Source organism: Micromonospora sp. WMMD708, assembly GCF_049315245.1.
Classification (GTDB): domain Bacteria; phylum Actinomycetota; class Actinomycetes; order Mycobacteriales; family Micromonosporaceae; genus Micromonospora; species Micromonospora wenchangensis.
Genome location: NZ_CP186060.1, coordinates 4,997,421 through 5,009,162 on the forward strand (window position 1 = coordinate 4,997,421; position 11,742 = coordinate 5,009,162).

Sequence of the window (11,742 nt, forward strand, 5' to 3'; positions counted from 1 at the left end):
GGGGGTGGGAAGGGGCTGGCGGTCCCGGCGTCACCCGGGTCACGGGGACGCCAGCCGTCAGGATATCCACGCCCGCGCCGGACGCCGCCCCGGCCGGGTCGCACGACAGGTCGGGCGGGCGGACGCCGGATAGGTTGGCGGTATGACCCGGGCCCAGTTCAGCGCAGAGACCTCCGGCGGTGGGGCGTTCGTCCGCCAGCCCAACCGGTTCACCGGCCGGGTCACCCCGCACTCCACCTCGCCCGAGGGCGGCGGACCGGACGGGCAGGGCCGCTGGCCGTTGGAGGCCGGCCGGTACCGGCTGATCTGGTGCCGGGCCTGCCCGTGGGCGCACCGGGCCATGATCGTGCGGGGCCTGCTCGGCCTGGACGGGGTGATCTCGCTGGGCACGGTCGACCCGATCCGCGACGAACGCGGCTGGCGGTTCACCCTCGACCCGGACGGCTTCGACCCGGCGCTGGGCATCGGCTTCCTGTCCGAGGCGTACCTCGCCACCGACCCCGACTACACCGGCCGGGTGACCGTGCCCGCACTGGTGGACACCCGCACCGGCCGGGTGGTCACCAACGACTATCCGCAGCTCACCCTCGACTTCTCCACCGAGTGGCGACGCCTGCACGCCCCGGACGCCCCCGACCTGTATCCGGTCGCGCTGCGCCCGGAAATGGACGCGCTGATGGCCGAGATCCACACCGACGTCAACAACGGCGTCTACCGGTGCGGCTTCGCCACCTCCCAGCAGGCGTACGACGAGGCGTACGCGGCGCTGTTCGCCCGGTTGGACGCGTTGTCGCGGCGGTTGACCGACCGGCGGTACCTGATGGGTGACGCGATCACCGAGGCGGACGTGCGGCTGTTCACCACGCTGGTCCGCTTCGACGTGGCCTACCACGGGCACTTCAAGTGCAACCGGCAGAAGCTGACCGAGATGCCGGTGCTCTGGGCGTACGCCCGGGACCTGTTCCAGACCCCGGGTTTCGGCGCGACGGTGGACTTCGACCACATCAAGCGGCACTACTACGCCACCCACCGTGAGATCAACCCGACCGGGGTGGTGCCGGCGGGCCCGGACACGTCCGGCTTCCTCACCCCGCACGGCCGTGCCTGACGCCGCCCGCGCCGTCGCCGGCTGGATCGCCGCCGGCTGCGTGCTGCTCGGCGGGGTCGCGGTGACCGTCGCCGTCGGGGCCGGCCCGGGTGGCCCGTGGCGCGGGTACGTCAGCGAGGCCGGGGTCAGCGACAGCGCGTTCGCCTCGACGTACCGGCTGGGGGTGTTCGCCCTGGCGGCGGCGCTGCTGTCGCTGGCCGCGGCGCTGCCGGCGACGCTGCGGCTCGCGGCCGGCCTGCTGCTGGCCGGTGCCGCCGGCACCGTGGTCTCCGGCGCGGTGACGTGCAGCGCCGGGTGCCCGCTGCCGCCGTTCGAGACGGCGACGCCGGCCGACCTGGTGCACGCCGGGGCGAGCATCGTGGCGGCCGGGGTGACCGTGCTCGCCATGCTGGTGGTCGGGTTCCTCCGGCCGGCGACGCCGGAGCTGCGCCGGGTGGCCCGGGTCGCCGGGGTGGTGGCGTTGCCGGTGGCCGGGGCGGTCGCGCTGGGCCTGCTGACGGTGGGCCGGGGCGACCTGGTGGCCGGGCTGGAACGGATGCTGCTGGTGATCTGTGCCGGCTGGGGCCTGTGCACCGCGCTGCTGCTGGCCCGGCACCGCCCGGCCACCGACAGACGCGCCGACCGGGCGGTACCCCACCCGCGTGAGCACGTCGAACGTGACAAACGGGTCACCGGGTCGACAACGTCCGTGTAAGGAGCCTCACCCGGATCGGTCCTTCCAGCTCGCGGTCGGCCGGGAGTACCGTCGACAGGCGATGACCAATGTCTGGCACCTCACCGTGCGCCTGTACGTCGACCTCCGACGGCAGGCCAGTGGGGTCTGTCCGGCGCAGCCGCGCCCCTGACGCTGCCCGCCGACCGACCCCTCCCGACATTGGACGCATCCTGATGGCTTCCACCCTGCGCAAGTTCCCCTTCTCCGCCCAGATCCTGCTCGGCCTCGTGCTCGGCGCGGCGCTGGGCTTCCTCGCCCGAGCGGGCGACCTGAGCTGGTTGGCGAGCACCCTCGACACCGTCGGCGGGCTCTTCGTCCAACTGCTCAAGCTGGCCGTCCCGCCGCTGGTCTTCACCGCGATCGTGGTCAGCGTGGTCAGCCTGCGCGGGGTGGCCAACGCCGCCCGGCTGGCGCTGAAGACGCTGCTCTGGTTCGGCGTCACCGCGCTGATCGCGGTGAGCCTCGGCATCGGCATCGGCCTGCTCACCGACCCGGGCCGGGGGGTGAACCTGGACGTCGGCGGCGCGACCGCCCCGAAGACCACCGGCTCGTGGACGGACTTCCTCACCGGCATCGTGCCGACCAACCCGGTGGGCGCGTTCGTCGAGGGCAACGTGCTCCAGATCGTCTTCCTCGCCCTGGTCGTCGGTGCCGCCGCACTGCTGGTCGGTACGGCCGCCGAGCCGTTCGTCGAGCTCAACCGCGCGGTGCTGGCCATCGTGCAGAAGGCGCTGTGGTGGGTGATCCGGCTCGCCCCGATCGGCACCCTCGGGTTGATCGGCCACGCCGTCGCCGCGTACGGCTGGGACCTGCTGGCCCCGCTGGCGAAGTTCACCACCGCCGTCTACGTCGGCTGCGCCGTCGTCCTGTTCGTGGTCTACCCGCTGCTGCTGGTCACCGCCGGCCGGCTCAACCCGCTGCGGTTCTTCGCCGGGGCCTGGCCGGCGATCGAACTGGCCTTCGTGTCCCGGTCCTCGGTGGGCACCATGCCGGTCACCCAGCGTGCCGTCGAGCGCCTCGGCGTCCCCCGCGAGTACGCCTCCTTCGCGGTGCCGTTCGGCGCCACCACCAAGATGGACGGCTGCGCCGCGATCTACCCGGCGCTCGCCGCGATCTTCGTGGCCCAGGTCTTCGGGGTGGACCTCGGCGTCGGCGACTACCTGCTGATCGCCTTCGTCTCGGTGGTCGGTTCGGCCGCCACCGCCGGCCTGACCGGTGCCATCGTCATGCTGACCCTGACCCTGAGCACGCTGGGCCTGCCGCTTGCCGGGGCGGGCCTGCTGCTGGCGATCGACCCGATCCTGGACATGATCCGCACCGCCACCAACGTGGCCGGGCAGGCTGTCGTGCCGACCATCGTGGCCGCCCGCGAGGGCATCCTGGACCGCGACGCCTACGCCGACGCCGGACGGCGCGACCTGACCGACGCCGACCGGACCGACGCCGACGGGACCGTCGACCGGCCCGCCCGCCGCGACGACCTCGCGCCGGCACCCGCCTGAGCGCACCGGCCGCACGCAGCCCGGCCGGGTCCTCCCCCCGGACACTGCGCCCCGCCCCGCACCGCCACCCGCCCGTACCGGAGGATCACCCGCATGAGTGCCCTGTTCACCCCGCTCGCCCTGCGCGGCGTCACCCTGCCCAACCGGATCGCCCTCGCGCCGATGTGCCAGTACAGCGCCGGCCCGGACGGGCTGCCCACCGACTGGCACCGGGTGCACCTCGGGTCCCGGGCCGTCGGCGGGGCCGGCCTGGTCGTCACCGAGGCCACCGCGGTCGTTCCCGAGGGGCGGATCAGCCCCCAGGACACGGGCATCTGGTCCGACGCGCACGTCGACGCGTGGCGGCCGGTCACCGCGTTCGTCGCCGCCCAGGGGGCGGTGCCCGCCGTGCAGCTCGCGCATGCCGGGTTCAAGGCCAGCACCTGGCGGCCGTGGGCGGCCGGGCGCGGCGGGGTGCCGGACGCCGAGGGCGGCTGGACGCCGGTCGGCCCCGGAGCCGAGCCGTTCCTGCCCGACTACCGGCAGCCGACCGCGCTGGACGAGACCGGGATCGCCGGGGTGGTGTCCGCGTTCGCCACCGCCGCCGGCCGGGCCGTCGACGCCGGCTTCGCCGCCGTGGAGATCCACGCCGCGCACGGCTACCTGCTGCACGAGTTCCTGTCCCCGCTGACCAACCACCGCACCGACGGCTACGGCGGCGACCGGGCCGCCCGGATGCGACTCACCCTGGAGGTGGCCCGCGCGGTCCGGGCCACCGTCGGCGAGCAGGTGCCGGTGCTCACCCGGATCTCCGCCACCGACTGGGTCGACGGCGGCTGGACGGCGGACGACAGCGTCGCCCTCGCCGCCGAACTGGCCGCGACCGGTGTCGACCTGGTGGACGCCTCCTCCGGCGGGGCGTCGACCCGGGCGGCCATCCCGGTCGGGCCCGGCTACCAGGTGCCGCTGGCCGCGCGGATCCGCCGCGAGGCCGGCGTACCGACGGGCGCGGTCGGCCTGATCGTCGAGCCGGAGCAGGCCGAGCAGATCGTCGCCGCCGGGGAGGCCGACCTCGTGTTGCTCGGTCGGGAACTGCTGCGCGACCCGTACTGGCCGCGCCGGGCCGCCGCGAAGCTCGGTGCCACCCCCGACTGGCCCGACCCGTACGCCCGCGCCTTCTGACTGTTCCCGGCCGGCCTGCGGCGACCGTTGCGGGGAGAGTGGTCGTCGCTGGAGCGACGACGACTCTCCCCGGTCCCGCCCGGCCCGGCCCGAGTGGCGGGAGCGGGTCGTGGGTGGCCGGGTCAGCCGGCCAGGTGACCCCAGTCGTCCTCCAGCTCCCGCCACGCACCCTGGGCGGCGACCGTGCCGTCGACCAGCACCACCACGTGGTCGGCGCGGACCAGCGCCGCCCGTTTCGAGGTGGAGCCGACCACGGTCACCCCGTGCTCCCGCAACGCCGCCCACAGCGCCAGCTCGGTGGTGACGTCCAGCGCGGAGGACACGTCGTCGGCGACCAGCAGTTCGGTACGCGGGGCGAGCGCCCGGGCCAGCGCCAGCCGCTGCAACTGCCCACCGGACAGCCGGGTGCCCTTGTGCCCGATGAGCAGCCCCAGCCCGCCGCCACCCGCCAGGTCGTGCTCCAGTTGGGCGGTGGTGACCGCCCCGGCGGCGTCGACGTCGTGGCCGAGGGCGATGTTGTCGGCGACCGTGCCGGAGAGCACCCTGGGTAGCTGACCGACGTAGCCGACCTGCTGGGGGCGCAGGAACAGCTCCGGCTCGGTCACCGGCCCGCCGTTCCACCGCAGCTCCCCGACGTGGTGCACGATCCCGGCCAGCGCCCGCAGCAGCGACGACTTGCCGGAGCCGACCGGCCCCACCACCAGCACCAGTTGGCCCCGGTCGACGGTCAGGTCGACGTCCCGTACGGCGAGGGTGCCGTCGGAGTGCAGCGCCCCGAAGCCGGCCAGTTCCAGGCGGCGCAGCGGCCGGCGCGGCGGCGGCTCCGGCGCGGGGGCGGTGCCGGCGGCGAGATCCACCCCCGGCACCTCCGCCGAGTACGCCCCGATCCCGGTCATCGCCACCGTCCGCCGGGTCCACACCCGCGCCGACGGGTACTGCGAGACCAGCGACGCGGTGGTCCAGGCGAACCAGCGGGCCGCCCCGAGGGTGGACACGGCGACCAGGGTGGCACCGGCGGAGAGCCCTCCACCGAGGTAGAGCGCCCACGCGGCGATCGGCAGCAGCCCGCTGGCCACCGAGGGGGTGGAGCGGGCCCACACCTGCGCGGCGATCTCCCGCCGCTGCCGGTCGCTGCGCACCAGGTCCAGCGCGGAGAGGTGGTCGAGCACCGGCCGGGTCGCCCCGGCGAGCTTGACCGTCCGGGCCGCCGACAGCGACGAGACCAGCGCGGTGGCGAAGGCGGCGCGGGCGGCCACCGTGTCCCGCGCGGAACGCTCCAACCGGGGGCCGAACAGGGTGGCGGCGAGCCCGGACACGGCCATCGTGCCCACGAAGAACAGCGCCGGCACGAAACTGCCCGTGATCAGCGTCATGGTCACCATCGTCACCAGGGCGATGAACTGGTCCATCAGGTTGTCGGCGAGCTGCACGACCCGTTCGGTGTCCCCGCTCTGCGCCACCACCTCGGCCGGGGTGTGCCGGCTGGTGCGGCGCGGGCCGGTCTGGCCGTGCACCAGCCGCAGGCTCATCCGCAACATCTGCCGTACCCACCACTGGGGGAACCGCAGGTTCGTCAGGAAGGGCAGCGGCAGCACCACCACCAGCGCGGCGGCGATACCGAGCGCCGGCAGCCACGGGTCACCGCCGTCGACGACGTCCGCCCACAGCCAGGGCAGCACCGTGCCGTCGAGGCCGAGCACGGTGATCACCATGAACAGCCCGACCGACAGCAGGCCGAGGCGCGGATCGTTGAGGCCCAGGCGCAGGATCTCCCGCATGGTCCGCGCGGGCGGTAGCGGCGGCAGCGGCGGCGGGTCCCCCTTCGGTACGGCCACCGCCGCCCGCCCGGCAGATCCGGTCCCCGCCACGGCGGCGGCCCGACCCGGCCCGTCGCCGTCCGGCTTGTCGACGCCCGGCCCGGTGCCGGTCGCCCCGGTCGGGAGCGTCGCGTCGGCCCCTGGCCAGGCGGTGGCCGGGGAGCCTGCCTCCGGCCAGGCGGTGCCTGGAGAGCCGGCCGCCGGCCAGGCGGTGCCTGGAGAGCCCGCCTCCGGCCAGGCGGTGGCCGGGCCGTCTAGCAGGTCCACGCCACCCCCGCTGCCGGACCGGCCCGCACCGACCGGGGTGTACGCGGCGGCGTGGCTGGTGGCGAGCAGCTCGGCGAAACGGGCCGAGGAGCGCAGCGGGCCGGCCTCCAGGACCGCACCGTCGGCCATCACCACCACCTCGTCGCAGCGCCGCACCGACGACAGCCGGTGCGCGATGATGATGCCGATCCGGTCGGTGAGCAGGCGTTCGGTCGCCTCGCGTACCCGGGTCTCGGTGACCGGGTCCAACCGCGCGGTGGCCTCGTCGAGGATGACCACGTGCGGGTCGCGCACCAGGATGCGGGCGAACGCCACCAGCTGTTCCTGGCCGGCGGAGAGCACGTGGCCGCCCTCACCCAGCCGGGTCCGGATGCCGTCCGGCAGCTCCGCGACCCACCCGGTGAGCCCCAGCTCGGCCAGCGCCCGGGGCGCGTCGTCGAGCAGGTCCGGATCGAACAGGGCGACGTTCTCGGCGAGGGTGCCGGCGAGGATCTCGGTACGCTGCGGCACCACCGCGATCCACCGGCGCAGTTCCTCGACGTCCAGGTCGCACAGGTCGGTGTCGCCGAGCAGCACCGTGCCACGCGGCACCTCGACCGCCCGGGTGAGCACCTTGGCCAGCGTCGACTTGCCCGAACCGGTCCGCCCCACCAGCGCGTACGACCGGCCCCGGACGAAGCTGAGCCGGACGTCACGCAGCGCGGGTTCCCGCTCGTCCTCGCCGGTGGCCGGGTAGCGGAAGGTGAGCCCGCGCAGGGTCAGGTCGCCGTCGGTGGGGGTGAGACCGCCGGAGGGTTCCTGCCGGGCGTCGGAGAGCAGCAGCACCCGGGCCCAGGCGCCGAGCGCGTACTGCAGGTGCGGCACCCAGCGGGCGAGGTGTTCGACGGTCGCGCCGAAGCTCAACGCGAGCAGCCAGATCGCGGTCAGCCGGGCGCCGTCGATCCGGCCGGTGGTCAACGCCCAGGCCCCGGTGAGCACCACCCCGGCGATCCCGACCCGGATGGTGCCGGCGGCGAAGGCGGTGACCCGCGCCGACATCAGGAAGACCCGGCGGCAGCGGGCCAGCACCTCGGCGGCCCGCCGGGCGTACAACCGCAGCACGTACGGCTGGGCGAGGCTGGTACGGACGTCGTCCTGGCCGTGCACCGCCTCCTCCATCACGGCGGCCAGGTCCGACCAGGCTTCCTCCTCGGACATCCGGGCCGGGGCGATGGCGGCGGTGGGACGGCGCAGCACCACGATGAGCAGCGCGGTGAGCAGCAGCATCGCCACCCCGGCCGGCCACCAGACGAACAGCGCGCTGACCGTGGCGAGCAGGCAGAGCACCAGCCCCTGGACCAGCCGGACGCCGGTGTTCCGCAGTTCGGAGGCGACCTGGTAGACGTCGTTGTCGATCCGGTCGAGCAGTTCGCCGACCGGGGTGCCCTCCAGGGTGGGCAGATCCTGCCCGAGGGCGACCCGGCACAGCCGGCGACGCACGTCGGCGGACCAGTCGGCGGTGATGCCCGCCATCAGCAGCGCGATCACCAACTCGCCGAAGACGGCGACGACCAGGGCGACGACCAGGGCGACGAACCACCCGGGCGAGCGGTGCACCAGCACCGGGCCGGCGACCGCCGAGGCGGCGGCCTGACCGGCGGCACCGAGGACGACGAGGACGATCACGGCCGTCACGCGGCGTGGCGCGGACGCCCAGAGATCACGGAGCAGGCGCATGGAGATTCCCTCCGGGACTCGGGGCGGCGGTACCCCCCAGCCTGACCCCCCGCCCCCCTCCCCTCAACGCATTTACCACCACACCCACCCACCCCGCCCCGCCCCGCCCCGCCTCGTCCGCCCCGCCCCGCCACGTCCGCCCCGCCCCGCCCCGGTGATCAAGAGGTTTGCGTCAGATTTGATCTTCAACTTGCCGCATACCTCTTGATCAACTGACCTAAACCTCTTGATCACCGGGACGGGCCGGCGACCAGACGGGGCACGGCGACCAGACGGGGCACGGCGACGGGCGAGGCGCGGTGAGTCGGGGCGGCCTGCGGGAACGCGTGGCGGGCGGGGCGACCGCGGAAGGCGGGAACGCGTGGCGGGCCGGGCACCCAGGCAGGCGGGGGCGCGTGGCGGGCGTGGCGACCGAGGAGGCGCGAGGGGCGGGACCGTCAGAAGAGGATGGTGGCGAGGGTGCCCACCCGGTGGAAGCCGCAGCGTTCGTAGACCCGGCGTGCGGGCCGGTTGAAGTCGTTGACGTAGAGGCTGACCGTGGGGGCGACCCGGAGCAGCGCGTCGCGGACGACGGCGGCCATCGCGGCGCTCGCGATCCCGCGTCCGCGCCACGCCGGGGCCACCCAGACGCCCTGGACCTGGGCGGTACGGCGGGTCACCACCGCCAGTTCGGCCTTGAACACGACCTCGCCGTCGACCATGCGGGCGTACGCCCGGCCGGCGCGGACCAGGTCCTCGACCCGTCGGCGGTAGGCCCGGCCGCCGTCGTCGGCCAGGGGTGAGACGCCTACCTCTTCGGCGTACATGGCGACCGCGGCGGGGAAGAGCAGGTGCACCTCGTCGGGGCGGACCCGGCGCACCTCGGGGTCGACCGGGATGGCCGGCGGGGTCTCGGTGGCCAGGAGCGGCTGGTTGGGGCGGACGTCGCGGGGCGGCCCCCAGTGTTCGGCGAGCCGGTCCCAGAGGCCGAGCACCGCGTCGGCCCGTCCGACGATGGAGGAGCAGAGCCGTTCCTCGCCGGAGAGCTGCTCGGCGAAGGCGGCGACGGCGGAGTCGGTGGCGAGGATCGGGGTGAGGTTGCCGCCGAGCCAGCAGATCGACTCCAGGTTGCGGCGGGTGCCGTAGCCGAGGATCCGACCCTCGGCCCGCCACCAGGCCAGACCGCGCGCGGCGACCCGCTCGGCGACCTGCGCGCCCGCGTACGGGTCGAGGTCGAGCAGCCGCTCGACGGCGCGCCGCTCCGACTCTCCCAGTTGGCGTACCGGCACCGTGAGCACGGTTACCAGCCTGCCAGATCCGGGCGGTGGTTCGCCGGGCGACCGGCACAGCCGCCTACGGACTTGTCGCCAACACATTGCCGATATATCGTTGATGCATCAGCGACAGCACAACGAAAGGACGACACGATGGGATTCCACCGTCGGATCCACGCACTGCAGGAGGCCCGGCAGCGCGGCTTCGGCTTCCCGCCCGTACCGCCCGGCCCACACGGGCACGGGGGTTGGGGCGGCGGCCGGGGCGGGCGCGGGCGCGGCCGGGGACGCCGGCCCAACGTCCGGGCCGCCGTGCTGGCCCTGCTCACCGAGCGGCCGATGCACGGCTACGAGATGATCCAGGAGATCGACTCCCGCACCGGCGGGGCCTGGCGGCCCAGCCCGGGGTCGATCTATCCGACGCTGCAACTGCTGGAGGACGAGGGCGTCATCGCCGCCAGCACCGATCCGGCCGGCGGCGGGCGCAAGCGGTTCGACCTGACCGAGGCCGGTCGGGAGGAGGCTGCGACGGCCGCGCAGACCCCACCCTGGGCCGAGTTCGCCGAGGACACCGTCAACAGTTGGCACGACATCCGCGACGCGGGCGCGCAGGCCATGCACGCGCTGCGCCAGGTGATGATGACCGGCACCGACGACCAGCGGGAACGCGCCGCCCAGGTGCTCGACGAGACCCGCCGCAAGCTGTACGCGATCCTCGCCGAATCGGAGTGACCCCCCGAGGGGGCGACCCGACACCGCGGCGACCCGCGACGTCCGGGCCAGCACGGCGAACCCCGCCTGCCGGCCCGGACCACGAACAGCCCGACCCGGATCACCACCATGCCCGACCCGGACCCGCAACCCGTGCCGGACCACCACAGGACACCCACCCCCGCATCACCGTGACCCAGGCCGGGGGTCACCATGACCCCGACCCGGGTCGCCGGGCATCCCGGCGACGATCGGCCCCCTTACCGAAAAAGGCGGCCCTCCCGGTGGGAGGGCCGCCCGTTCCGACAGTGGCTCAGTGCACGGTGACGGTGGGGCCGGGGATCAGGTCGCGCAGTTCCTCGGGGATCTCCGCGCCCATTTCGTCGGCGATGCGTAGCGCCTCTTCGATCAGGGTCTCGACGATCTGTCCCTCGGGGACGGTCTTGACGACCTGTCCCTTGACGAAGATCTGCCCCTTGCCGTTGCCCGAGGCGACCCCGAGATCGGCCTCACGGGCCTCACCCGGCCCGTTCACCACGCAACCCATCACGGCGACCCGCAACGGCACCGGCAACCCCTCCAGACCGGCGGTGACCTCCTCGGCCAACTTGTAGACATCCACCTGAGCCCGGCCACACGACGGGCAGGAAACGATCTCCAACCCACGCTCACGCAACCCCAGCGACTCCAGGATCTGGTTGCCGACCTTGATCTCCTCCACCGGCGGCGCCGACAACGACACCCGGATCGTGTCGCCGATCCCCTCAGCCAGCAACGCCCCGAAAGCCACCGCCGACTTGATGGTGCCCTGAAACGCCGGACCGGCCTCGGTCACCCCCAGATGCAGCGGATAGTCACACTGCTCGGCAAGCTGCCGGTACGCCCGGATCATCACCACCGGATCGTTGTGCTTCACCGAAATCTTGATATCCCGGAAACCGTGCTCCTCGAACAACGAGCACTCCCACAACGCCGACTCGACCAACGCCTCGGCGGTGGCCCTGCCGTACTTGGCCAGCAGCCGCTTGTCCAACGAACCCGCGTTGACGCCGATCCGGATCGGCGTACCCGCCGCCGAAGCCGCCGCCGCGATCTCCTTCACCTTGTCGTCGAACTGCCGGATGTTGCCCGGGTTGACCCGCACCGCCGCACAACCCGCATCGATCGCCGCGAACACATACTTCGGCTGGAAATGGATGTCGGCGATCACCGGGATCTGCGACTTCCTCGCGATCGCCGGCAACGCCTCCACATCATCCTGACTGGGCACGGCCACCCGGACGATCTGACAACCCGACGCCGTCAACTCGGCGATCTGCTGCAGGGTGGCATTCACATCGGAGGTGAGGGTGGTGGTCATCGACTGCACCGACACCGGCGCACCACCACCGACCGGCACCGAACCGACCATGATCTGGCGACTGACCCGACGCGGAGCAAGCGGCGGAGGCGGCACGGCAGGCATACCGAGACTGACAGCGGTCACTTCAGG

At 73.8% G+C, this 11,742-nt stretch carries 8 protein-coding genes; 5 read left to right on the top strand and 3 right to left on the bottom strand.

The annotated features are described in order from the left end of the window. Positions 1-142 precede the first annotated feature (142 nt). The 4 genes from ACN260_RS21980 (at position 143) to ACN260_RS21995 (ending at position 4,486) form a co-directional block, all read left to right on the top strand. On the top strand, positions 143-1,108 hold the full coding sequence (locus ACN260_RS21980; RefSeq protein ID WP_422752836.1) for a glutathione S-transferase family protein: 966 nt from the start codon (positions 143-145) through the stop codon (positions 1,106-1,108). Beyond that, positions 1,101-1,802, top strand: a complete 702-nt coding sequence (locus ACN260_RS21985; protein ID WP_422752837.1) for a DUF998 domain-containing protein — start codon at positions 1,101-1,103, stop codon at positions 1,800-1,802. The genes ACN260_RS21980 and ACN260_RS21985 overlap by 8 nt, the downstream gene beginning before the upstream one ends. 206 nt (positions 1,803-2,008) lie before the next feature. Continuing rightward, entirely contained in the window at positions 2,009-3,325 is a 1,317-nt protein-coding gene (locus ACN260_RS21990; RefSeq protein ID WP_422756793.1) for a dicarboxylate/amino acid:cation symporter, read from the top strand. Between the two features lie 93 nt (positions 3,326-3,418). Continuing rightward, on the top strand, positions 3,419-4,486 hold the full coding sequence (locus ACN260_RS21995; RefSeq protein ID WP_422752838.1) for an NADH:flavin oxidoreductase/NADH oxidase: 1,068 nt from the start codon (positions 3,419-3,421) through the stop codon (positions 4,484-4,486). A 122-nt stretch (positions 4,487-4,608) separates the two neighbouring features. Here ACN260_RS21995 and ACN260_RS22000 read toward each other — a convergent pair whose 3' ends face one another. Next, on the bottom strand, positions 4,609-8,286 hold the full coding sequence (locus ACN260_RS22000; RefSeq protein WP_422752839.1) for an ATP-binding cassette domain-containing protein: 3,678 nt from the start codon (positions 8,284-8,286) through the stop codon (positions 4,609-4,611). Between the two features lie 437 nt (positions 8,287-8,723). Next, on the bottom strand, positions 8,724-9,563 hold the full coding sequence (locus ACN260_RS22005; RefSeq protein ID WP_422752840.1) for a GNAT family N-acetyltransferase: 840 nt from the start codon (positions 9,561-9,563) through the stop codon (positions 8,724-8,726). A 129-nt stretch (positions 9,564-9,692) separates the two neighbouring features. Here ACN260_RS22005 and ACN260_RS22010 point away from each other — a divergent pair, with 129 nt between their 5' ends. Beyond that, positions 9,693-10,271, top strand: a complete 579-nt coding sequence (locus tag ACN260_RS22010) for a PadR family transcriptional regulator (RefSeq protein WP_363652231.1) — start codon at positions 9,693-9,695, stop codon at positions 10,269-10,271. A gap of 292 nt (positions 10,272-10,563) precedes the next feature. Here the strand turns inward: ACN260_RS22010 and ispG are convergent, their stop codons facing one another. Continuing rightward, complete coding sequence (gene ispG / locus ACN260_RS22015; protein WP_422752841.1) at positions 10,564-11,736, bottom strand: flavodoxin-dependent (E)-4-hydroxy-3-methylbut-2-enyl-diphosphate synthase; 1,173 nt, start codon at positions 11,734-11,736, stop codon at positions 10,564-10,566. Positions 11,737-11,742 lie beyond the last annotated feature (6 nt).